The sequence below is a fragment of the Sorangium sp. So ce406 genome, assembly GCF_051474675.1.
In the GTDB taxonomy this organism is placed as follows: Bacteria; Myxococcota_A; Polyangia; order Polyangiales; family Polyangiaceae; genus Sorangium; species Sorangium cellulosum_G.
Genome location: NZ_CP150340.1, coordinates 4,331,613 through 4,356,581, shown reverse-complemented (window position 1 = coordinate 4,356,581; position 24,969 = coordinate 4,331,613). Strand labels below are relative to the sequence as shown.

Here is a 24,969-nt window from a genome sequence, read left to right as displayed (position 1 = left end):
GGCGTGGGTAACAGCTGCCAGGTGGCCCTAAGGGGTAAAGCGATAAACGAGTTGAATCGCCGCAATGGTGCCCTCCGCGGCGGCAATGATAGCCAATTGGGAAGGCGAGGTCAGATCGCCCGCGGCAAAAATGTTTCGCTGCGAAGTCTCTCTCTGTTCGTTCACCCGGACGAACCCATCCTCCGTGAGATCCAGGCTTAGCTGCTGGACGATCGGCATCTGGTGCTGCTTGGGAAACATCAAGACTGCTTCTCGTGGGATTTTCTCCCCGTCCTCCAGCTCGACGGCTGACAGTGCGGTGTCACCCACAAACGCACGAACCCGCTTTTTGATGATGACCGCACCCCCTGCTTTCTCGAGGCGATCGAGAGCTTCAGGGTCGAGGTCCGTGACACCGTTAGTGAAGAGCATGACATCGTTCGACCAGTTCTTCAAAATTCGACATGCCCCCAGACCTTTGGAACTTGACTCGATGACAGCGATTGGCTGGTCACGAAACTCCCATGCATGGCAGTAGGGGCAGCCAAAGACGGATTTACCCCAGAACCGTTCGAACCCCTCGATCCGCGGATGCTCATCCACCATTCCGACCGCGAGCAGGACGGCAAGCGACAGGATTTCTTTACCGTCCTCCAAGCGAGCCCAAAACTGGTTACCTCTTCGGACCAGCTCGGATACCCGCCCCTCCGTGTAGGTGACGGTCTGATAGGGCTCGAGCTGTTCCCGACCGAGCTTCCGGAGCACCGGTGGAGGAGTACCATCTTGAGACAGAAAATTGTGCACCGCGTCGGCAGCCTGATTCCGGCCGGGTCCACCATCGACCAGAAGCACCTTCTTACGCGCGCGCCCGAGGGTGAGGGCTGCGCTCAAACCGGCGTGTCCGCCGCCAACGATCAACACGTCATAGATCGCCTGCAACACTTAACTCCCTTTCAGTATGTGGACAAAGGTAGCGGCCCAATCCGTGGATCAGTTCCCCTCTGGGCGACCCACCAGGCCCGATCCGCACTTCCGACGGACTTTTACTGCTTGCTTACACCTGAGGGTACGTTGCGACTCCGTCATCGTCGAGACGGAGGACGTCGGGCTCAAAGACAGCACGCTCGGCGTGGGCTTCTTTCAGGACCTAATAGCAGTTGGATATTCGTCGTGCAAGCCTATGCCTGGACGATCGGGCTCTTCTTGTTATGATTTTTTGACGCAGAAAGGCACGTTCAATGCTTTCCAGGGAGGAGGATGCTCCTTCGCTCCTTCGTTTGCCCCTGTAAGGCGACGGAACGAAAGCCGTCGAGACACCAGGCCCCGAGGAGTCGGTTTTCAATACGATCCGCGCAAGCTATGATGTGAACCATATACTGAATATTCGCGCCGAGCGATCCATTGTGCCCCTCGTCGCTCCAGTGCAATTACGCGGCGAGCATCCAGGCGACCGTGCTGGCCAGGTCGTGCCGATCGGGGGCACCAGAGCACCGGAGTCCGCGGCGATGTGATGCACGATGGCGCCCGATTCAAACAGCCCCCGACCATTCGCCTCGAATGGCTGGCACCATCCCGAAGGGGCGCTTCTGACGGTATGCGTGCGAGCTCCGCTCGCCGCTATCGATCAGTCTGGCCTGATGAGAACCCCGGCCTCCTCCGGCGCCCAACGCACGCGCAAGTCGCCACGGCGCGGTCCGACAGGTCGATCCGCGCTCGTCAGCGCTCGACCGGGAGCAGGATCGCCGAGGGGTGCGTGGGGTCGTGGTAGACCGATTGGTCTGCGGCGACGAGGCGCGTGGCGGTGGCGAGAGGCTGGCCGCTCCCGGTGTTGCGCGAGAAGCGCGGGTGGGCGCCGCTCGACACCTGCACGCGGATGCGGTGGCCGGGCTCGAAGCGGTGGGCGGTCGGCCAGAGATCGATCTCGATCCGGCGCGTGCCGTCGGCCTCGGCGGGCGGGCTGCCGGGCGAGAGGCGGAGGATGCCGTCGGTGAGGTTGGTCGATCTCCCCGAGGGCGCCACGTCGCAGAGACGCGCGAAGAAATCGGTGTGCTCCAGGCTGGAGGCGACGTGGAGAACGACCTTCACCGGGCCGATCACCTCCACCGCGCGATCGAGCCGCGCGCTCGTGTAGACGAGCACGTCGGCGCGCGTCTCCAGCGCGCGGTTGTCCTTCGGACCCGCGTTCTGGCTGAGGCTGACGCCGCCCACCGACGGCGTGGGGTCCGCAGGATCGTAGCGATATCGATCCGGCTCGGAGGCGATCGGCGCGCGCGTGGAGAGGCCCCCCGCCGACTGTAGATACCAGCGCTCCTCCGCGTAGCCCGACGGCGGCCACTCGGCGAAATCCCGCCACTCGTTCGCGCCCATCACGAAGAGCCGCACCGGCAGATCGCGGAGCCCGCTGCGATCGCCGAGGAGGTGCGCGCGGAACCAGGCGATCGACTCGCGCATCGCCACCGACAGCCAGCTCCGATCGTTGTGCGTCCAGGGCCCGATCGTCAGGTGCGGCGATCGGCCCGCGCCGCGGAGGCGCTGGTAATCGGCGAGCGTCTGCGGCAGGAAGACGTCGTACCAGCCGCCGAGCATGTACACCGGCGCGGTCACCTCGCGGACGCGCTCGCTGAAATCCACGGCCTTCCACCAGGGATCGCCGGGCTGATCGTGCTCCAGCCACTCGCGGAGGAACTTCGCCGGCTTGCCGATCACCTCGGTGTCCGCCTCGCGGAGCGGCAGGTGCGCGGCGCCGGCGCGCACGAGCTTCTCGGTCTTCATCATCGCGAGCGCCGCGCGGAGCACCGACTCCGCGGGATTGTGGACGATGTGCGTCCACGTCAACGCCGTGTCCAGCCAGAAGGATCCGCCCATGTACATGGGGCTGCGGAACTCGGAGCTGGTCACGTGCGTGGCCATCGCCTTCAGCTCCGGCCCCGCGTCGGCGGCCATCGCCCACTGCACGAACCCCATGTAGCTCGCTCCGAAGGTGGCCAGCTCGCCCGAGAACCACGGCTGCGCCTGGATCCACGCGAGCGTGGCGGCGCCGTCGGCCGGCTCGTTGCGGAGCGGATCGAACTCCCCCCCTGCGCCGTAGGTGCCCCGGCAGCTCTGCAGGAGCACCTGAAACCCTCGCTCCGCGAGCGGCCGCCCGAACAAGAGGCCGAAGAAGCCGGCCCGGCCATAGGGCGTTCGCACCAGGATCGTGGGGCGCTTCGGGCCGATGCGCGGGCGGTAATGGTCGGCGAGCAGCGTGACGCCGTCGGGCATGGGCACCGGGAGATCGCGCTCGACCACGATGTCGCGCGTCTCCGCCGGCGGGAGATCGAGGAGCCGTTCGAAGATGCGGCTAACGACGGTCATGGCCGGAGATTCAACCCGCCCCCGGGGGTCGCGTCAACGCAGCGCGAGCGCCACCGGCCTCACGCGGGGCCCCCACCACCGGAGAATGGTTGGGACGCTGCATCTTCGTTCTTGCGAGGGGCGCACCCCCCCCGGACCACGAAGAGGAGATCCCCATGGTAGCGAGGTCAGCTCCAGAACCAGGTGTAGATCGTGGCGACGGGCGAGCTCGTGGAGTCGCCTGCACGTGTACGTCACCGCCTGAACGGCGGCGACCACTCCGCCCACTTCCGCGTCGAGACGCTGTGGCCGCTTGCGATCGTCGCCGAACGCGGATCGTCGGTCGGCCTCCTCGGGACGGAGGCGCTCCTCATGATGGACCGGCCCGCCAACTACCGCGATGCTCGCTTCAACGACCTCTCCGCCCCGCGCTGCGCCGCCGTACCGCTCACGGTGAGCTATCAGCTCCGTGGAACGACGTTCCGTGAAGCCACGCAGTCGGGCTCCTTCGAGTTCGTCTCGGAGGCGACGAACAGGCGTTTGCGGGGACTGCACCTGAGCAACAGAGGCGGCGAGGTCCCGACGCAGTCGCGCAAACGCTTGTTCGTCGTGGTCCGCTTCGGCTCGAAGAACCAGCCCCCCAAGAACGGCAAGATCCGCCGCGTCTACCTCTCCGCCGACGCCGTCGACGTCTGCCGCCGCTGGCTCGCCCTCCTCCCCAGCTACGCCCCCCACAACCCGGAATCCCTCGTCTTCCCCGGCGCCCGGGGCGGCCGCGTCTCGAAAGGCAAGACCCCGCTCATCCGCAGCGAGATGGTCACCCTCCCGACCGGCCGCCGGAAGCAGAAGAAGGTCGACCTCTTCGACCGCCACCTCGCCGCCGCCGGCATCTCGCGCCCGGTCCGCTGGCACGACCTCCGTCACAGTTGCGCCAGCTCGCTCGTCGCCGGCTGGTGGGGCCGCCGCTGGACGCTCGAGGAGGTCCGCGAGCACCTAGGTCACACGTCGATCGCCTCGACGCACCGCTACGCACACCTGAGCGAGACGGCCATCAAGGGCGCCGTCCGCCAGACGCCCGGGTGGGCAGCGCCGCTGCCCACCTCCGCCTCGATTCCACCTGAGGTTTCGCGTCTAACCCCTCGGAATCATTCAGTGGGTCGACAGGGACTCGAACCCTGGACCTACGGATTAAAAGAGCCTGGGGGTGCTGAAGGAATTCGCGGGGTTAAGGGGCAAAGTGGGCAGGAAGGTGGGCAGACGGGAGGTGGGGGTGGAGACGGAGGCCAGGCGCGGGAGCTGGCGGTGGCGGCGCTGAGGGCGGTCGCGGCGGGTGAGGCCGTCGGGGTGGATATGCTGGTGCGGCTCGCGGAGCAGGTGGCGTCCGGGGGTGCGGCGGTGGTGCCCTCCCCTGCCGTGTCGGCGCGGGTGGCGCTGGTTGCGCAGCTCGGGCAGGGGCTGGGGATCGCGGCGGCGGCGGGAGATGTCGAGGCGGTGCGCGTTGCGCACGAGGCGATCGGGCGGCTGCTCGGGCAGGCTCCGCAGGATGCCGCGGCCCGGGTGGAGGCGCCGGTGATCAGCCTGCGCCCAGGAGAAAAACGTGCTGGTGGTAAGCGGCCCGGCTGAGCGAGGAGTTCGCGCCAGGGGCGCGAGTGAATCGAACGCGCGCGAGAGATGAGGCAGGCTGTAGCCGATCCCGATCTGCTCTGCGAGGGGCGCGAGATCGAGTAGCCTGAGCCCCCGCTGGCAGGACGAGTACACGCGCATGCAGCGCCCGTCGCGCCGACATGCGGGTGAGGCGAGGTGGGGCACGGCGCCGGCGGGCCGCGCCGGTAGGGCTCTGGCAGGACCGGCTGCGGCGCCCGCGGCGCGCGCGATACATCTTGAGCTCCGCAGGGCCCTCGGCGTCGAACGCCGCCTCGAGGAACGCGACGAACCGTGCCTCGTCGCCCGCGACGACGGGCTCCCACGCGGCGAGCGCGGAGACGACGCCCAGTCCGGAGGCAGGCCCCGTGAGCCCGCGTAGTGCCCCGGATTTCTGGGTTCGGCATCCGCCCTCGTCTACTATCCCGCTCGCATGAAGCTCCTGCGCTACCGGCAGCCCGTGGCCACGATGTTCGACCTCCTCGGTGACCGAGAGGACGACATGACGTACGCGCTTGGCTTCGTAGCCTCGCGCTCACCGAAGTTTGCCAGGGGTTTGACGAAGATCGTCGGCGGGATCCCGGGCACTGGCAACGACGGCGTTGTACGCCTTCAGGACGCGGAGGCCGGCGGTCGTACCGACCTTGAGCTTCAGTGGCCCGGCTCCTTCCACGGCATTTTTGAGGCGAAGCGAGGCCCGCACCTGCCGACGGTGGGGCAGCTACTGAGGTATGCGCCGAAGCTGAGCGCCTCCGCCGCGAAGACGAAGGTGCTCGTCGCGGTCACCAATGCCACGCAGGCCTACGCGGAGCAGGCGCTCCCCTCAGCCTTGATGGATGTGCCAGTTCGGCACCTTACGTGGCGACGCATCCGCGACATCGTTCGGAAAGTACGGCCTGCAGAGAGCAACCGGACCAAGCACCTGCTTGACGAGTTCGACACCTACCTCGTGGAGATCCTCGGCATGGAGAACGTTCGCTCGAACATGGTCTACGTCGTTTCACTGGGCGACGGTGGGGTGTGGGGCCTTGACTTCAAGGAGGTCGCAATCAAACGACGACGCTATTTCTTCCCCACGAAGGGCCGCTGGCCCTCGTCACCCCCGAACTACATCGCGTTCCGCTACGACGGCCGGCTCCAGAGCATCCACCATGTGGACGACCATGAAGTGTTCGCCAACCCGCGTGAGGTGTTCGCGGACGCAAAGAATCAGAAGATCGAGCCGCACTACCTGCTAAAGCTCGGCCCTGCGATTCAACCAGCTAAAGAGGTCAGGACCGGCGATAAAATCAGGCAGGCCATGCGTGTGTGGGCCATGATCGACTTGCTGCTCACGTCCTCCACTATCACCGAGGCTCGCGACAAGACCAAGGAGCGGCTCGGTAGCGACGCGGACGAGATCGAGGATGAGGAAGGTGACTGAAGCGACCTCGTTGTGGATTTGCAAGCGCGCAATTTCTACGGGAATGGGGTTAAGGGCGCACCTGGCGCTTGTTCGATCGGTGCGGTCTACGCTCCGCGCTTCCCACGTCGTCCGCTGTCCGAAAACTGGAGCAAATGTTCGATACCAGCATCGTGAACGGGGCGCGCCGTCGGCATCTTCTTGCCATAGTAACCTTGTTGCCAGGCCCGGAATACCGTGGTGATCCCCAAGTGAGCCGCCTTCTTTGCACGGTCGGCTCCGGTCCGCTTGTCGCCGGTGACGAAGTAGAGGTGGGCGACGCGGTCTAGAGCCTCGGCCTGATTGGCGCTGAGCCCAAGTAGTTCCTCGTACGTCTCGATGGCCGCCCGGTTACGCCCGAGTCGCTCGTACGTGTACGCGAGATGCAGCAGCACCCATGTGCTTGAGGTGGGCAACTCGAGCTTCGCCGCTTCGAGCTTGGCGAGAGCCTCGTCATCGCGACCCTCGTTGAGGAGGACGATGGCGATTTCGACACGCGAACGGTCCCACGAAGGATCGAGCTGCACGGCAATCTCCAGCTCCGTTAGCCCAGCGTCAACGTCGCCGATCTGACAGAGGTTCGCGCCCAAGCGGAAATGGATCTCCTGGCTTGTCGGATCCTGAGCGACGCTTGCGCGGAGGAGTTCGATCGCCCCGAGAATATCCCCACGGTTTGACGCTTCTGTCGCATGAATCTTCAGCTCAAGCGCGGCAAGCGCTCCGCCTTCGGAGGCTTGGCTGAGCATCGCGTCGGCGAAGCCAGGCTCGTGCATCAACTCCTCCTTGCTGGCCTGAACCAGGTAGACGATGGAGTCAAGGTACTCTTGCGTCGGCTTCTCCCTGATGACTTCGACAAGCTTCTCCTCATCGAAGGGACCCAGCTTGGCCGTCACCTCCTGGAGGTGCGCGAACCACGACCCCGTTGCAGCACGAATGCTCGTTCGCCAGACCGGGTCGCGCTCGAGCTTCCACAGGCGGTTAAGCATCGCAGCGACCCACTCCAGCTCCAAGCTGTTGCGCCCGAGCACGCCAAGGACGAGGGTGAGCCTCATCTTGTGGTCGTTCTCCTCGCGTGACTTGGCACTTCCCCTCGGCAAGAGGAGCATCTCGTTCGCATAGACGATCACCCGGCGGCACATGCCGATCGCCTGGTGTGTACCGACGGAAGACTCAATTATCTTGAAGATGTCGCGAGCGGCGAAAGCCAGCCTCATCCTTAGAAGGAGAGCGGCCCGAGACGCCACACCATGCTCGGCGAACACGTTCGCCAGATCCATCAGATTCTCAAAGGTCGGACGGGCTTCATCGTCAAGCCACCCATCCACCGTGTTCTGGTGAACACCGACGGCCCTCGCGAGGTTGTCCCGTGTGAGGCCACTCTGTTCATGCAAGCTCCGAAGCCATAGACTCACACCCCGCGATTTAGTCCAGAAGTCCGAGAGAGGTCGTTCTTCACTAAGTCGCATGAGCCACAGAGCCGCTGTCACCCTGACGGCGAGGTCGATTGATACGAGCCGAAGGCAAGCGCCCGCCGCATGATCCGGGAAGGCAACAGGAGCAGTAAGGCGGCGAAGGGCCCCAGCCAGCGCGTCCCAATGATCCGTATAGGCGCGAATCATCCATGCAATGATGACTGCGGATGAGCTCCCGTCGGCCCCAGCGGGCACGTCAGGACATAGATCGCTGGCCCTCAGCGTGCTCGGCACGAGCTCCGCCGCGATAAGAGCCTCGACGATGGCGACCTGCACCTCCGCCTCGGCCTCACGGCTCACGCGCTCACCGCGGAGATACCGACGGGCGTTCGTGCTGCTGAGGATCTGCTTTGAATCCCATCGTCGCAAGTCGAGTACATCGACCAAGACATCGAGAACGGCACCGGAGAGCGGCGGTGAAAATGTGGTGACCATTGTTGAACCTTGGGAATCCAGGGGCCGAGGCGAGCGTTGCCTCGGCCCCCCTTCGCACTACTTCTTCGGTTCCTTCGTCGGCTGTTCCGGCGTAGCGCCCCCCGCCTCGACCGGGTTGGTCACAGGAGGTGGCGTGCCGGTTCCTTCCGACGATTCCGTCCCTGTCGCGAGCCCTCGCGAACTCCAGTAGGCCCTGTTGTTCGGGTTCATCTGGTTGGACCGGTTGTTGGCGGCAGCTTGCGACGCGCTTCGTCCCTTCATCGTCCTCTCCTTCCAGCCGATGCTTCGGCTGGGTCGAAGATGAGGCGACGCGGAGGGCTGGTCAGCCCGGCGCCGTGGCCAAAGTTCCGCGACAGGCCCCAAGGACGCCCTATGCTGCAGTGCGTCGTTTCCGAGCCTGTTCTGGTCGGTCGTGCCGGCATCCCGGATGGTTCCGTACTCCGGGCACCGGGTAGACGGCCGCAGCGCGCGGTCTCTCGGGATCGCCCGCCCTACTCCGTCCTCTCCCCTCCGGCGCTCACCCTTCGGGAGGCCTGCAGGGCTGCGGCATCCCGCTGTAGCCAGTCGCCGCGCAGCACCGCCCCGAACCGGTTGGCCAGCGCCCCCACCACGACCCGGTCCGGCGCAGCCCCGTAGTAGGCCTCGATGCGGCGCTGCACCGCCTCGACGCTCACATGGCCATCGGCCTCGTCCAGGCATTGTCGGACGATCTCCGCTCGGGTCGGCACGCGCACGCTCTCCCACTGCATGAGGCCGACCGCGCCGGACTGGGACAGGCGGAACCGCGGATCCCCTCGCAACACCGACATGCACATGTCCAGCGACCACTGCGCGTGGCTCTGCGAGAGCCGCGATATCTCGGCCTTGAGCTGGGCAGCCCCGAGGCCGCGCTCACGCCGCTCGAGCAGACCGGCCACGTGCTCCAGCGCCTCCACGAGCGCAGCGGCGCCGCCGGGGAGGTCCCGTTCGAGCAGGCCCACCCGTTCGGCATCGCAGCTCACGAAGGGCGGCCGCAGCAAGTTGAGCGAGACCGTTCCGACGGGTGCTGTCGTCTTCTTGCGCAGCGCTGCGATGACGTCCTCGCGCACCATGGGACCGCCGTGGTCCCGAAGGATGCGGATCAGCTCGTCGCGGTAGTGAATGCGCCCTCGTTCATCGGGTGCGTCGAGCAGCGCGAAGCGATTGCGCCCAAGATATCGCAGCCGGTCACTCTTGCGCAGCAGCGCCGCGAGGTGCCAGTGGTCCAGCCACTCCGGCAAGTCCACCGACTCGCGCAGCTCATCGAGGATCTCGTTCGAGAGCCACTGCCGCTCGGGCGGCTCGCGCTGCAGTACCTCCAGCGCCGGCGGCACCACCCTGGCCATCCAGCCGCGGAAATCGGGGAAGTGTTGCTCCAGGCCCACCAGGCCGCGGTCGAAGAAGAGCACCTCGTCCGGCATGTGGCACCGCCCCAGCCGCTCGGTCAGCTCCTCGACCCGCATGGGCGTGGGTGATGCCCGCAGCGCCGCCAGGATCACTGCCGCGGTGCCGGCACCGAAACCAACCACGCGTGCCTCCGCACCGGAGACCTCTCCCACGCCCCCGTCGGCTTGCTCGACGTGGAGCCGCTCGCGCAGCCGCTCGAACGCCACGTCGGCCAGGAACTTTCCGATGGTCGGCACGAGCTCGTCGGCGAGCGCTCGGAACGTAGACAGCGGGCTGGGCAGAGGCACCTCCGATGCCTTTTTTCGCAGCTCCACCGCGGCCTCGTCGAACACGGTCTGGGCGCACCGCGCGAGGTAGACACGCTCGTCCACGTCGACCACGCGCATCGCGCCGCCGAGCAGCCGCTCGCCCAGGTAGTCGAGCGCCGCGGGCATCGCCGCGATGCCGGTCCACCACGGATCCTCCGCGAGGGTATCGAGCGCGGCGACGCCATCGTTTAGCGCCGCTTCGAACCGCCGCCGTATCTCGCCGAGCCACAAGCGTTCACGGCCCAGATCCATCAGCACCGCGCTCTCGAGCTGGCGGGCTCGCTCGCGCGAGATGCCGAGCGTTTCGCCGATCGATTGCAGCGTCTCCGGCGGAGCACCCAGGCCGACTCGCCGCGTGAACGCCATGCGGCGCACGGCATCCTGCTCCTGGAGAAGCGCTTTCCACGACTCCAGCAGGCCGGCGTCCATCTTCTTCCGGACGCCCTCAAGCCTCTCCATGTGGACCTGCAACGCCTCCACCAGCGCCGGAATCGACGCGCGTCCCATGTTCTTGGCGGACAGGAGGGTCGCCTTCGAGCGCGCAGCAAGTGCACCGATGGTCTCGATGCCCTCAGCGCGCGCGTACGTCACCACGCGTGTCGGCAGATCCACGTCCTCGACACGAGCCGAGGCCAGCGGTTCCGGCAAGGCCAGGCGCATGACGTCCCATTCCTTCGAGGCGAACGGGTCCTCCTGCGAGGATGCGTCGCCCACCGCGAGGGCGCGCGCTGCCGCTTCGGCTTCAGCTGCGGCCTCCTCCCACGAGCACCCGAGCGCTGTTTCGAGCACGACCCGGGTCTCGGCGAGGGTCTTCCGTCCCAGGTTGCGCTCGGCCAGCAGATCGCGCGGCGGGATACGCGAGAGCTCACCGAGGGTCGAGATGCCCTTCTTTTCAGCCCAGTTCATGAGGCGCACCGGCAAGGACAGGGCAAGCAGCGGGGTCTCGCCCGGTTTTGCAGCGGGAGGCGTCGTTGCAACGGGAGGCATCGCGGCCTGCTCCGTGGAGGCTGGTGAAGCTGGGGCTTCGGCGACGGCCGCAGGCTCCGGCGCGGGCGCCGCGTCCAGCTCGGGTGCCCCCACCGCCGGCGCGGGCGCCGCGTCCGGCCCGGGTGCCGCCACCGCCGGCGCGGGTGGAATCGGAGCCGGCGGCGGTGGGAGGCTGCTGGCCGCCGCTGGACGCACTGTGGGGCGCCGGGGGCTCACTGCGGCCGGGGGCGGACCCATGTCGGCGAGGAAAGGGCTCGGGGTGCCCCACGACGTGACGAAGAGGGCGTCGCGCGCGCGGCTCGCGGCGACGTAGAGGAGGCAGCGCTCGGCGACCTCGGCGCGGTGCGCCACGACCGGATCGTCCGACTCGAGCTCCGGTGAGCGGAAAGGCACGTCGTCGGCGTTCACGCCCACCACGAACACCACCGGGAATTCCAGCCCCTTGATCCGGTGCATGGTCGCCAGGCGCACGCTCGGATGGCGAGGCTCTTCGCGGTCGATCAGGTCCGCCGGGATGCCGTCGCGGATGAGCGCGTCGAGGAAGCGATCCCGCAACGCAAACACGCTCCGTGCCGCGATGCAGATGCCCTCGGGCGGCGTGCCCGAGGCCAGCAGCCGTCGCACCTCGCCGACCACGAAGTCCACCTCGTCGGCTGCATGCTCGAAGGTGTGCACCGACGGCGGCTGCCCCTCGCGAAGCGAGACGTAGCCGCGGCGGCTCGCGGTGCCCTCGTCGAGGTCGTCGACCTGCTCCCCGCCGAGCGCGCCCATCGACCAGCGGCAGATCGCCGCCGTGGTGCGGTAGTTGAGGCGCAGCTCCTGCGAGCGACGTCCGCGCACGTTGATGCCGGCGCTGCTCAGCGCGACCGGCCGGCCGTAGATCCGCTGGTGAGCATCGCCGACCAGGAAGAGGTCGTCCGGGTGCTCCGGCCCCGCCAGCGCGCGCACGAGGCGCAGCGCTTCCAGCGAGAAATCCTGCGTCTCGTCCACGACCACGGCGCGGTAGCGCGGGGGGCCGCCGTCGGCCTCGACCCGCTGCCGCGCGCGCCGCAGGATCTCGATCGGCTCCATCTGACCGAGCCCTTCGAGCTCCTGCCGGTACGCCCTGAACAGCGGCCACAAGAGCCGTCTCTCGCGCCGCCCGAGCGGCAGCCCGCGCGACAGTCGCACCGCGCGCACGTACGCCTCCTCGTCATGAAGGTCCTGCGCCTGCACCACGTCGCGCCACTCGGTCTTGCAGAACTCCAGGCTGAAGCCTGGGACCGCATAGATATCCATCACCCGTCGCCAGGCCTGGTCCCGCGTCTCGCTCGTCGCGAGGCGGACGTACTCGCCGCGGCTCCGCAGGTATTCCGAGGCCCACCCGTCGATGTTCTTCACATCGACGCGCGATAGCTCGTGCGGCTCCAGCAGCTTCTCGAGTTGCCGGCGCAGGTCGAACGCGAGGTTGACCGTGAACGTGGTGAACAGCAGGCGGTCGTCGGGCTTGACGAAGACGTCGCGCACCAGGAACGCGGCGCGGTGGAGCGCGACGACGGTCTTGCCCGTCCCGGCGCCGCCGGTGACGCGCATCGGCCCCTTGGTGCGGGCGCGCGCGAGGACGCGCTGCCTGGGGTGGAGGTACACGCGCCACACGTCGAGCGGATGCGCGAGGGCGCTCTCCAGGTCGAAGTCGGCGCCGAGCAACCGGAACTGCTGCTGCGTGCTGGGACGCTCGAGCGCCGCGGCCACGTCGGCTGGGTCCACGTCGGCCTTTGCCTCGGGGCCCTTCGGAGCGCCGCGGCCCAGGATCTCCTCCAGCACCGCGTCGAGCGTGAGGCCGGCCGCGAGACCGGTGAGCACCTCGGCCGCATCGGCAGGAAGGTGGGGCGCGAGCTGGTCGAGCTCGGCCTCCGAGGCGATGGCGCGCACCGCGGGAAGGAGCGCCCGCGGGACGCCGCCGTGAAAGAGGTCGTCGTCTGTGAAGGCCGCGAACAGCCGCGCGCCGTCAGTGTCCGCCGCGCTCGCTGGCCGCTCGAGGCCGCCCTTCGCCGGCCGCGTTTCGGGCGCCGGAGCAGCAGCGACGCCCTGCGCTCCGCCGAGCGTCGTGACCACCTGCGCCGCCGCGTCTACGTCGTAGAGCTGCAAGGTGCCCGTCGCCGGGTGCACGGCCGTGCGCTTCGACGCTGCCCAGCGATAGGCCTCGTCGTGGTGGTCCACCCACAGCAGCACGAAGACGTCCCCCCGCTCGGGAGCCCGCACGATGGCGCGGTAATCGTCGCCGATGCGCACGGAGCGGAGCTGCTTGTCCTGTGCGCCGCGGATGGGCTCGTAGTGGATCGACGCCTGCGTGGAGTCGGTCGTGAACTTCCGCAGAAACTCGTCGGCCTTGTGCTGCGCCTTGCGTGGAAGCCGCGCATACGCCGGGAAGTAGTCTCGCGCGATCGCCACCTGCATCGTGGTCATGCCTCCTCAGGGCGCAGCGCCCGAAGCAGCGCGGCCTCGTTCAACCCGGCTTCGATCGGGAACAGCGTCCAGCCGAGCGCACGCAGGATATCGGCTGTCTCGCGTTGCTCGTCGAGATAGCCGCCCACCCGCGCTTCCGCCCACCCGATCTCGATGTCACCCGCGTTACCGCGCAATCCCACCATTGTCTCGTACGGCACAGCCGGCACCGGCGCGCCGGCCAGCAGCACCGCCCGCACCGCGGCGCGCGCCTGCTCGTCGCGGATCTCGGCGAGCACCCCCTCGGCCTCGTCGGACAGCGCCGCCGCCGGCCGCGCGCTCGCGGCCCTGCGCGGCGGCGCCTCGCTCGCCGCTGCCGAGCGCGCGGCCTCGGTCGAGGCTTCGCCGCCCGTCTGATCGGCGAGCTGCTCAGAGCTGGCGATCTGTGCGCCTGGCAGGGCTTGCAGCAGGTTCCAGGCGCGCAGGGTCTGCCGCCACACCGTCTGGAACCCGGGCGCCTTCCGCCGCTCGTGCCGGTCGTCGAGCCGCAGCGTCAGGCTGACCCGCTCCGGCGTCGTCGTCAGCGCCGCGAGCGCCTCGCGCGGAGCGCTCACGACGAGCAGCGCCTCGCCGTCGGTCCCGACCACCGCCTTGGCCAGCACGGTGTCGCCGCCGGGCACCGGTTCGGCGGGCGACACCGCGGGCACGTCGGCCTCGCGGGCATCGTCGTGGTGCCCTGCGGCACGCGCCGCCGGAAGTTGCTTGCCGCGCTGGTGCAACAGCATGAATGCCGAGAGCGCCGCCAGCGAGCGCAGCTTCGACGGATCTCTCAGGTGCGCGAGCAGTCCTGTCAGCGGATCGCGGTCAAGGACCGGCAAGAGCGCGTCCAGTTTCAGCGCCGGTTTTGCTGCGAGCATGCCGAGCTGCGTGCGAAACGCCGCGTCGGGCCACCACGGCGGCACGGCGTTCGTCGTGGTGCTCGCCTCGTGCTCGTTCACGTCGCGCCAGGTGATCGACCACGTCAGGAAGTGCCCCGGCCGCGACAGGCCCAGCCGCTTGCGCAGGTCGTCCTCGATGCGCGCGCGCGGCGCGCCCGGCATCACGTGGTAGGCGGCGCCGTCCAGGAAGACCGCCATCGGCAACACGCCGCGCCCTTGCGCCTCCGGGTACAGCACGAAATCCGGCCGGCAGCGGTGCTCGGCCTGGTCCTCGTCGACCGGGACCTGCGCGCGGAGCAACCAGCGCCGCCCGCCGACGCAGAGCCGCCACGACCCCGCGTCGAGCCGCTCGAACGACGGCGCCGGCTCCTCCCCCTTCGCCCCCTGTTGCTCGCGCACCCAGGCGTCGATGCGCTCCAGGAACCGCGCCTCCAGCTCGCTCTCGAGCACCGCCTCCTGGGCCAGCGAGCCCACGGTCTCGCCCAGCGTCAGCCCCTCGAAGCTCGCCAGCAGCCTGTCCAGCTCGTCCAGCGCCACGGCGCGATCGAGCAGCGGCAGCGCCTCCTGCTCGCGGTACGCGTACAGGCACAGGTGGCACGCCTTCGCCTCGTCGCCTCGCTGGTTGCACGGGCAGCGTTCCAGCGCCTCCTTCGCCAGCAGCAACACCTGCCGCAGCTTCGCCCCCTTGCCGTACGCCAGGTCCACGAGCATGCCCGTGCCGCCCGGCACGAGATCGAGCACCACCAGGTAGCGCCGCCTCCCTTCCTGCCACGGCAACGGCTCGTCGTAGCTGTCGACCAGCAAGAAGTCCGGATCGCCCCCGAAGTACCGTCGCAACCCCAGCCGCAGCGCCCCCCGCAGGTTCGGGAGCCGCGTCGCCCACGCGTGCTGCGAGATCGGGACGACCAGGCGCAGCGCCTCGCTCTCCAGCCGCCGCACGAGGTGCATCTCGCGGAAGTCCTGCTTGTCCTTCGGCGCCTTGCGCTTCGAGCACGTCGTCCAGTGGCTCGGCCAGCCCTGGTCGGACGCGCGATCCACCGGCTGCTGCACCTGCCCGCAGTCGGCGCACACAACGAAGTTCACCTCGGGCAGCTCGCGCCCCGCGACGGTGACCCGGTTCGCCCTCGGGTCGCGCGGGCCGAAGTTGATCCGGCGCAGGGTCAGCCGCGGGAGCAGCTCGAAGCCGAAGCCCGCGTCGCGGTTCACCCACGCGTGGAGCGGCGTGTTCCCCGCCGGATCGTAGAAGTTGTGCGCCTCGTAGTAGGCCCGCTCGCGGTCCTCGTTCTCGTCGCCCACGGTCGCGTCGCGGTGCCGCGCGAAGGCGCGCACGTGCGTCATCGGGGCGAGCCATCGCCGCCGCCCCACCTCGCCCCAGCCGTCCGCGCCGCAGGCCGGGCAGCATGCCGGCATCGGGTCGGGCTGCTTCGCGACCTCGGCCATGTGGTGGCACTGCTCGCAGAGCTGCCACTGCCCCGGCGCGCCGCCGTGCTTGAGGTCGAGGTTCTGGACGACAACGTGCCGCGCGCTCCCGTAGAACGTGTTGAACGGCGCCAGCTCGGCGATCGCCGAGGCAGGCGGCCGCACCCAGGTCAGGCGCTGCACCGCGGACGCGGCGCCCTCGCGCCGCACGTACGCGTCGAGCTTCACGCCTGGCTCGGGGAAGGCGTAGTTCGGCAGCGCGCTGCGGTCGCAGAGGAACCCCCAGAAGTCCTCGTCCAGCAGGCCGGTGAGCTCCGCCGACGCGTAGCTCTTCTCGAAGCGCAGGTCGGCGATCTCCCGCTCGGGATCCTCGAGCTTCTTGCGCTCCGCCTCGTCGTTCTGGACCTTCTCGATGCGCGCGCTGAGCCGCTTCACCCGCGACAGGAGCTCCTCGCGCTGCGCCCGGGCGCCCGCGATCTCCTCGACAAGCCGTCGCTCGACGGGCGCGAGGCCGTCGCCCTCGGGCTCGAAGAACGCTTCCAACCGCTTCTTCGACTCGGGCGTGAGCTGCCGCGCGAACAGCTCGAGGAACCCCGCCTTGAGGCTGTCGCGCCGCTCGGCGATGGCCGCCAGCACCCGCTGCGGGAACGGCGGCGCCGCGTCGCCCAGCGCCTCGCGCATGAGCCCCGGCATCCTGTGCCCCTCGCGCGCCAGCCGGTCGAAGCAGAACGCTAGCGCCTGCCGCTTGAGCACCTCGGGCGCATCGAGGAAGCAGCCCGGCGGGTGGATGGCGCCGGCCATGACCGCGAGCGGATCCTCGAAGTAGTAGAGGTCGTGCGGCCGCGTCGCCGCGAAGCTGATCAGCAGCGCGTTGCCCGTCTCGCGGCCCGCGCGCCCGACCCGCTGCACGTAGCTCGCGGGGCTGGGCGGCACCGAGCAGAGCAGCGTCGCCGACAGGTCGCCGATGTCGATGCCCATCTCCAGCGTCGGCGTACACGACAGGAGGTTCGCCGCGTTCGGGCGCGGCCGCTCCTTGAACTCGACCTCGAGGTGCTCGCGCTCCGCGCGTCCGAGCAGGCCCGTGTGCTCCCGCGGGAACACGAGGCCCAGCGACGCCCGCGCGTAGTACCGCCGGTAGTACGCCGCCGCGCGCCCCTCGTCGTCGCTGACCGCCTCGTAATGCCCATCGCACCGGTACCGCAGGCACGGCGCTCCGAGCGGATCGGTCACCGAGCCCGCGACCGTGGCGAGCGCGTTCCCGCACGCCGCGCACCGCCGCCACGCGTGCCCCTGGCTCACCCACAGCGCCTCCGGCAGCAGGCCCCACGCCTTGTGCTTCGCGCCCATCGCCCGCTCGCCTAAGATCCCGGCCTGCACCAGGATCGGCGCGAGCGCCGCGCCGAGGTCGCGCGCCTCGTCCGGAGCGAGCTCCACACCCAGCGCACGCCCCAGCCAGTCGGTCAGCCAGGTGCGCTTCTCGGCCGGCTGGACGCTATCGAATCTCCTGGGCTTCGCCTCGCTCGTGAGAAATCTCGGCCGCGACGTAGATCGTCCGAACGGCGACAGCAGCGGCGCGCGCTGCTTGCTCAGGAAGAACGGCTCCCCTGCGTTCTCGACATAGCTCTCCAGGAACGGATCGAGCACGCCGCCGCGCAGCCGGAGCCGCGTCACGAGCCCCGCGATCATCCGCGCGAACGCCGCCGGTCCGGCGCCTCGCAGCACGCCCAGCTTCTCCGGCAGCATGCTCGCCGCCCGCGCCACGGCCCGCTCGAAGCGGGCCGGATCCACGGTCACCGCCAGGCACCCCGACTGCTCCAGCGTCCGCCCGATGCGCGACGCCACGCCGAGCTCCCGCGTCGCCTCCCACCGCAGCCGCTCCCCCACCGCGGCCACCAGCGCCTCCGGCGGCCGCGGCGACGCCTCGCCGAGCATCTCCCCGCGTGCCTCGGCCTCCCGGACCCGCGCCTCGTAATCGTCCTGCGCTTGCTGCCACAGCACGTTTGTCTCGAGGAACTCCAGGTCCTGTGGCAAGAACGCCGCCACGAACGCGGCGTCTGGATCCCAGCGCCCCTCGGCCAGGCGCGCCGGCCAGTGCGCCACCATGGCCGGGCCGATCGCCGCGAGCGGGATCGCCCCCTCCTCGGGCACCACCGCGAGCAGCGCCGAGCGCAGGGCGAACCGGTACGTCCGCCCCCCGAAGAACCCCGCGCGGTGCGACGCGTCCTGCACGCTGTCGCTGAACGCCAGGAGCTTCCGATCGGTGTTGAGGGGCGTGGTGAACAGGTGCCCCACCGCCACGCTCGTCAGGCTCGCGCTGCGCGACGCCAGGAATCGCATCGCGTCCCGCGTGCCGCACGCCGGGCACCGCTGCCGCCCTCGGCCTTTCCCGTCTGGCTCGTCTTGCTGAGCGAACACCGGAAGGCGCCCCGGGCCCGATTCGTTCTCGGCCAGGAGCTCCCGCCTCTCCAGGTCCAGCATGGACCGCGCCGGCGCGGTCCCGTCGTCCGCCCGCGCGCTGGCGTCGTGGTGCAGGTACCGCACCTCCGGGCTCCGTTGCTCCACGGCCTGCGCGATCACGCCGTAGTCGAGCTCGATCTTGCCCCCGAACCCGTCGGTCACCGTCACCCAGGACGCGTGCCCGCACTCGCGGCAGTACGCCGTCGGCAGCGCCGCCGTCGCCTCCGGGCCCGGCCCGTCGTCGACCCACCGGAAGCGCGGCGCCGCGCCCGCCGCCGTCACCTCGCGCAGCAGCCGTCGCACCTCGCGCACCCAGAGCTGCACCTGCACGCTGACGAGCGGCATGCGCCGGACGCCGACCTGCCGCTTCGACCACGAGAGCAGCGTCAGCAGGCTCGTCAGCAGCGCCTCGCCCTCGCCCTCCGGGCGCGTCGAGAGCGCGGGCGTCCCGGCCCGCACCTCGCGGCAGATCGCGTCCCAGGGCAAGAGCCGCTGCCCCGCGGTCCGCACGAGCGCCCGCGCCAGCGGGTGCCGCAGCACCGCCTCGCCGAGCCGCACGCGGAAGTCCTCGCCCGCCGCCCGGGCCAGCGCCGCATCCATGGGAAACCACGCCCTGGCCGCCGCGCGCACGTGGGCGTCGGCCTCTTCCTGCGGCGCTGGCAGCAGCCGCGCCACGTCGCCTGTGGGCAGCGCGCCCGCGCCCTCGGCGCCGAACATCTCGAACAGCTCGGCCGCCGAGAGCCGCGCCTCGCCGATCAGCGCGTCCTCGGCGAACTGGCGATCGAACACCCGCGACGCGAACCTGAGGAGCTCGTCCGTCGTATCCGCCCCGCCGGTGACGGTGGCGCTCGTGCCCACCGGGCAGATGGAATCTGCTCCTCCCAGCCTTGCCCCCAGCCTCGCGCCCAGCCGCCGCACCAGGCACGCCACGTCGGTGCCCTGGGCGCCGTCGTAGGTGTGCAGCTCGTCGAGCACCAGATAGCGCAGCCGGCCGGGCGCGTTGTGAGCCCACAGGCCCGCGTCGCGGGGGCGCTGGAGCATCAGGTCCAGCATCTTGTAATTGGTGAGGAGGATGTCCGGCGGGTTGCGGCGGAGGTGGTCGTTGTCGTCGATGCAATGAGAGGCGCCCATCTCGCGGTGCTGCCCCTGGCCGCCCACGAACATGCCGACGCGCAGGCGGCCGCGGAGGCGCTCGTCGCCGTGGACGATGCCCGCGATGCGCCGGGCCTGGTCGGCCGCAAGGGCGTTCATCGGGTAGAGCAGGATCGCCTGGATGCCCTTCTCGCGCCGGTTCAAGGAGCGCAGGGCGTGATCGAGGATGGGATAGAGGAAGCACTCGGTCTTGCCGGAGCCGGTGCCGGTGGTGACGAGGGTGGCCTCGGGCTCGTGGCCGTTGCGGGACGAGAGGCGCTGCCAGGCGAGGAGCTGGTGGAGGTACGGCCGGTAGGGCGGCTTGACGTCGAGGGGGATGTCGGCGCCCTCGGGGGCGAGGGCGAACGGGAGGCCGAGGCGGACCCAGGGGCCCTTGAACATGCCGCGTTCGTCGGAGAGGAAGGCGAGGAGGGCGCGCTCGAGGTCTCGGTCGGCGAGCTGCCAGGTGCTGCGGAGGTAATCGAGGAGGGTCTCGCGGATCTCGGCCGCGACGAGGTGGGGAATCACGCGCGGGCGGCCTTCGAGGAGGTGGAAGCGCGGCCAGCGGAGCGGGCCGGAGGGGTCTGCGTCGCGCCGGACGCGAGCCGTTCGGCGAAGAAGGCGTAGGCGGTGCGCATGTCGTCCTCGCGGTCGCGGACGTCGAACGGGGGTTCAAGCTGCTGGCGGTCGAAGTCGTCGGGGAGGCGTTTGCCTTCCATGAGGCAGGCTTGCCAGAGCTCGAACGCCTTGCGATCGAGGCCCACGCCGGTGAGACCACGGTTGGTGGTGAAGGCGATGCGGCCGTTGCGGTCGTACCAGGTGTTCTTTTCGTACTCGCGGAGGACGGGGAACTGGGTGCGGTAGATGGTGCAGAGCTCGTCGATGGTGAGCTCCAACTCGAGTGCGGCGAGGGCGTCGATCTCGACAAGGGCCCAGCGGCGCTCGAAATGGTTACGCAGGGCGCAGTGGCGGTGCCAGGCGGTGGAACGGGTCGGCCATGGGGAAAGGCGGGGGTCGGAGATCGACCAAGCGGGGGCGGCGGCGACCTGGGACCAGATTTCGTTCCAAAGCTCGGCGTAGTGTTTGGCAAGGCAGTTGAGACGGAGAGTGCGGGCTGCAAGCGAGCCGGCGAAGACTGACAGTGGCCGCGACATCGGGAGCAGGCCTAGACTGGCGGGATGTAGATTCGTACGTCCTAACGAGCGCACGAAGAAGTCAATCGGCAACGAACAACTCATCGCCGACAACAAGAGCAGCTCATAAGAACTGGCGCACGCCAGTGAAACAACCCCATCGATGTGCCCAGGACCGGGAGGAATAATCGCCGCCACAAGAGATCTTTCGCCAGTAACAGCAATCATTTTTCGATTCACATGCCGGTAAAAAGCAGTCACCGGCCGGTTGCCAAATACTTGAATACGCCGCGCATATTCACCCGCGCTCAGTGCGGGCACATAGTTCGTCCGTGGCAGGTAATCGTCTGGAATTAGGCCATGGTTCACCAGATCGTAGTCTTGGTTGTTCTTGCACCCCGGCCTTGGGGACTTGTTGAAGGGCGTGCCAACATAAAAATGCGGCCCCGATAGGATCCACTCTCGTGCGTTCTTGGGGTCTCGCGTCTCACGACGAATCGTGCCATCCTTTTGTGCCGCAGTCTCGTTCCAACCCTCAGAGCCGAAGACTCGCGGTCCGAGATCTCCGAGGCGCCGTGGATGCGCTGCCAGTTTCCGGAGCACCTCCAGCGCTTCTGTGCTGTGCACCAGAGGCAGCCGTGCCCGGCTTGGTGCCGTGCCGGGCTTATCGAACAACTGTGCAAACAGGATAAGGTCAGTTTCGGAAACACGCACAACTCGACTCTTGTGCCCGGCAGTATCAAAGTCACCGTCATCGGTCTTGATGTCCGGCACCGCTCCGAACCCGTCGTGCTCCAAGCAGGCATCGATGGTGCGCGGGTGGAACAGATTGGCGATCATGCAGAAATCGGGCTGGCTCTTTCGACCAGCGAAGACTGTAACCACATAAGGACGCAGATGATGGACGTCACCGAACAGTTGAAGCTCGTTCTTGAAGCGAAACACCCAGCGCAGCCGGACATAGGCTTCAGCCCGAAAGGCCGGCCCCAGAGGGTCGTCGAATACGCCATCTTGATGAATCAGCGCTGCCACACCATGCGACGAGCTGATCGTCCAGGATCGTGCCAGGAAACACTTGTACAGATTGGTCTTCACTCCGACGAGTAACTCGAAGTTCGTGGTGCAGTTAAGGAACGCCTGCATACCTTGAAGCCGCGTGGCTTCCATCAGATACTCTCGGACGCGTGCGGCTGAGCTCAGCACAGCCGGTCGCTTGCGGGCCACATCACTTGCGCTTGCACCGTCAAGTGTCAGGCGCGGATCGTATTCTTCGAGGAGCACCTGCTCGTTCCACTGCACCTTGAGCCACGGTGGATTCCCCACGATCAGATCAAACCCGCCGCCCTCGATAAACACCTCGGGAAACGCCAGCTCCCAGTGCAACGGCTGTAGCCTTGCACACGCCTCCTCCGCCACCGTCCACAAGGTCGCCACCCCCTTCTGCGCCTCTTCCCCAGCGTCGTCATCCGCATCTGTCGGCCAGATCCCCAGCGACATCTGCCCCACCGCCACGGCCGGCGCCCCCGCGTCCACCCCCAGCGCCTCTTCCACCGCCCGAAGCCACGCCTCCCGCTTGGGAATCAGCGCGCTGTGCTCCAGCGGAAAGGCCCACAACGCCGCCCACAGGTTCATCACCCGTTCCAGCCGCCAGTACGCCTTCCCCGGCTGCTTCAGCCCCGCGAGCAGCTCCGCCCGCTTCTCCAGCGTCGGCAGCGCCTTCTCCAGCGCATCGCTCCCCCACACGCCCGCTGCCGGCGTGCACATCGCCAGCACCCGCCGCCGCTCCTCCGTAGCCTCCCGGTACAGCGCGTCCACCCGCGCTGACAGCGCCTGAAGCCGCCGCACGTCGACCGCGCTCCACGGCTCCTCGATGTCCTTCCGCCACGCCTTCAGCCGCGCCACCGCCTCTGGCGCCAACTCGGCCACCACCTTGTCGTCCTCGAACGGTGACATCCCCGCGTCCGGCACCAGGAAGTGCCACACGCTCCCCGCCGGCCGCTCCCCGGCGACGACGGCCTTCGCCTCGACCTTGCGCGGCGGCCGCCGGTGGTGCCGCGGCAGCTTCAGCTCGGTCGCCAGCTTCTTCAGCGCCTTCACCACCTCCTTGCGCTGCGCCGCCGCCAGCTCCGCCTCGCTCGCCTCGGCCTCGCCCCCGTCGTCCCCGGCCCCCTCTTCCCCCTCCGCCGGCGCCCCGGCCAGCCGCTTCACCCGCTCCAGTCGGCTCCGCACCTCGGCCACCGCCTCCGGGTGCTTGCCCTCGTGCGCCGCCAGCACCAGCTCGAGCTGCGCCTCCAGATCGTCGGCCGCCCCGTGCTTCTTCACCGTGGCCGCGATCGCCTTGGCCAGCTCCTCGTCCGTGCCGAAGTCCTCCGCGGCCCACACCTCCAGCCGCGCGCCCACCAGGCTGTTGCCCACCGCCAGCCGCGCGCCGTACCACGGCGTCGCCTGGCCCTTGTGCAACGTCCCCAGCCACAGCGACACCCCCGCCAGCCTCGCCGCCATCGGATTGAGGTCCACGCCGTAACAGCGCGCCTCGGCCAGGTAGCTCTTCACCCGCTGCTTCTCGAGCGCGTACTGGTCGGGAGGCAGCGCGATCCCGCCGAGCTCCTTGCGGCGCCGCTCCAGGTAAGCGTCGGCGAGCTGGTCGATCGCCTCCACGAGAAAGGCGCCGCTGCCCATCGCCGGCTCGCAGATGGTCAAGGCCAGGATGTCCTCGGCCGACTTTCCCTCCAGCAGCTCTCGCAGCGCGTACTTCACCAGGCAGCGGGTGAGCACCTCGGGCGTGTAGTACGAGGCCGAGGACTCGCGGTCGCGCCCCGCCAGCCGGTAGATGAACGTCCCCGGCTCGTACTTGCGGCGCTTCTTCTGCCCGCCCTCATCGAACAGCAGCTCCTCGTCCTTGTAGCGGACCAGCTCGCGCTCCGGCACGAACCACGCCTGCTGCGTCGCGTCCTTGTCCTGCACCCCGGCGCGGTGCACCTCGTACAGGCGCTCGCGCGCGAAGAACCCGGTATACGAGAGCAATCCCTCGTAGACCGCGCCGAGCTGGTTGATGCCGAGCTGCGCATAGCTGATCCGCCCGCGGCCCCACACCCTCGCTCCGCGGCCGCGCCGCGCCTCGGGCGTGAGGCTCAGCAGGCGAATGACCTTCTGGAGCACCTCGTTGCGCAGGCGCACCTTGGAGAGGCGCGGCGTGCTGCGCGGGTCGAAGAGCGGGCTGTGCAGCCCTTCGATGCGGAAGCCGCGCTGGTCCTTGCCCGCCTCGGTCCTGGACACGTCCGCGGCGCCATCGCCGGGGGCCCCAGAAGCCGCCGGACGCACCGGCAACGAGAGCTGCTTCGTGCCCGAGAACCCGTCGTTCACCAGGCGAAACAGCCGGCGCAGGCTCTCGTCGAAGAAGAAGCCGTCGCGCGACTCCGGCCCCAGCGCCACCTGCTCCAGGTCGCGCAGCGCCTCGAGGCTGTAGCCCCGCGCGTACTCCTCGCTGTTCATCGGGAGCAGCCCCAGCTCGCCCGATCGCGCCTCCACGTAGAAGAGGACCAGGAGGCGGTACAGGTAGATGAGGCACTCCTCCGTCAGCTCGCGCGCGACCCGCTCGCCGTGCAGCGCTTTCTTGGCGGTGGTGCGCTGGTAATGGACCCACTCGTTGGCGAGCAGCTCCACGGCCTCGCGCGCCGCGAACTTGAGGTCGGCCGAGACGCCCTGCGCGTGCTTGTGCGAGTTCTCGTCGAGGCGATCGTGCAGCAGCGTGCCCCCGTCGGGCACCAGGCTGGCGCGGCACAGGAGCGCGGTCGTGATGCGCAGCGCCTTCGGGTCCTTGCGACCCAGCAGCTCGGACAGGTCGAAGCGCAGATACTGCCCGCGCCCCCACCGCGCGCGCTCGGCCAGGTACACCTCGGCGCCGGAGAGCAGCAGGATCCACCGGGGAGGCGACTCGACCTCGAAGGCGTGCGCGATGGCCTCGCCCAGCGTGGTATCGAGCGGGGGCTCCATGCCCGCGTCCCGGGCGCTCTGCGGGAGCGGCGCTGTCCAGAGGAGATCCAGCGAGGCGCCGCTCTCGACCTCCCTCGGCGCGCGCAGTCGGCCCTCGAGCACGGCCAGGTAGACCTCGCCGTGGCGCTCGGTCACGTGGAGCGCGGGCGCCGTGGAGCCGTCGCCCAGGGGCAGCACCGCGCCGCTCTGGTAAGCGAAGCCGAGCGCCTCGCAGAGCGACACCTGAAACGGGTGCGCGAGCGCGTACAGGTGCTTCGGCTCGGTGTGGAGCGGCGCGTCGGTCAGGGTCCTGTTCAGCTCGCGGCCGAGCGCGCCGAGCGCCTTCTGCGCGGCCTCAATGGCGGCGCCCCCGTCGCCGCCCTCGGAGGCCAGGTCCTTTTCCAGCAGCTCGGCCAGGTAATGCTGGCTGAAGAACTCGCCGACGTTCTCGATGCCTGTCAGGTCTGCCACGCC

At 69.0% G+C, this 24,969-nt stretch carries 8 protein-coding genes; 2 read left to right on the top strand and 6 right to left on the bottom strand.

Going from position 1 to position 24,969, the window contains the following annotated elements:
- Nucleotides 1-27: 27 nt before the first annotated feature.
- Together WME96_RS16045 and WME96_RS16040 are read right to left on the bottom strand one after the other, a co-directional pair.
- The gene (locus tag WME96_RS16045) at nucleotides 28-918 is read right to left on the bottom strand and encodes an NAD(P)/FAD-dependent oxidoreductase (RefSeq protein ID WP_437290982.1); all 891 of its coding nucleotides are present in this window, start codon (nucleotides 916-918) and stop codon (nucleotides 28-30) included.
- A 777-nt stretch (nucleotides 919-1,695) separates the two neighbouring features.
- Nucleotides 1,696-3,333: a CocE/NonD family hydrolase gene (locus WME96_RS16040; protein ID WP_437290981.1), complete on the bottom strand. Its 1,638-nt coding sequence runs from the start codon at nucleotides 3,331-3,333 to the stop codon at nucleotides 1,696-1,698.
- A gap of 192 nt (nucleotides 3,334-3,525) precedes the next feature.
- Here WME96_RS16040 and WME96_RS16035 point away from each other — a divergent pair, with 192 nt between their 5' ends.
- Nucleotides 3,526-4,935, top strand: a complete 1,410-nt coding sequence (locus tag WME96_RS16035; RefSeq protein WP_437290980.1) for a tyrosine-type recombinase/integrase — start codon at nucleotides 3,526-3,528, stop codon at nucleotides 4,933-4,935.
- A 451-nt stretch (nucleotides 4,936-5,386) separates the two neighbouring features.
- A complete protein-coding gene (locus tag WME96_RS16030) occupies nucleotides 5,387-6,376 on the top strand; it encodes a hypothetical protein (protein ID WP_437290979.1) in 990 nt (329 codons plus the stop codon).
- An 86-nt stretch (nucleotides 6,377-6,462) separates the two neighbouring features.
- Here the strand turns inward: WME96_RS16030 and WME96_RS16025 are convergent, their stop codons facing one another.
- From WME96_RS16025 to WME96_RS16010, 4 genes are all read right to left on the bottom strand, one after another.
- Nucleotides 6,463-8,301, bottom strand: coding sequence for a helix-turn-helix domain-containing protein (locus WME96_RS16025; RefSeq protein ID WP_437290978.1), 1,839 nt, complete (start codon nucleotides 8,299-8,301; stop codon nucleotides 6,463-6,465).
- A 491-nt stretch (nucleotides 8,302-8,792) separates the two neighbouring features.
- The gene (locus tag WME96_RS16020; RefSeq protein ID WP_437290977.1) at nucleotides 8,793-13,292 is read right to left on the bottom strand and encodes a UvrD-helicase domain-containing protein; all 4,500 of its coding nucleotides are present in this window, start codon (nucleotides 13,290-13,292) and stop codon (nucleotides 8,793-8,795) included.
- Nucleotides 13,293-13,462: 170 nt separating this feature from the next.
- Complete coding sequence (locus WME96_RS16015; protein WP_437290976.1) at nucleotides 13,463-19,918, bottom strand: DEAD/DEAH box helicase; 6,456 nt, start codon at nucleotides 19,916-19,918, stop codon at nucleotides 13,463-13,465.
- Nucleotides 19,915-24,966: an Eco57I restriction-modification methylase domain-containing protein gene (locus tag WME96_RS16010; RefSeq protein ID WP_437290975.1), complete on the bottom strand. Its 5,052-nt coding sequence runs from the start codon at nucleotides 24,964-24,966 to the stop codon at nucleotides 19,915-19,917. Before WME96_RS16010 ends, WME96_RS16015 begins: the two co-directional genes overlap by 4 nt.
- Nucleotides 24,967-24,969 lie beyond the last annotated feature (3 nt).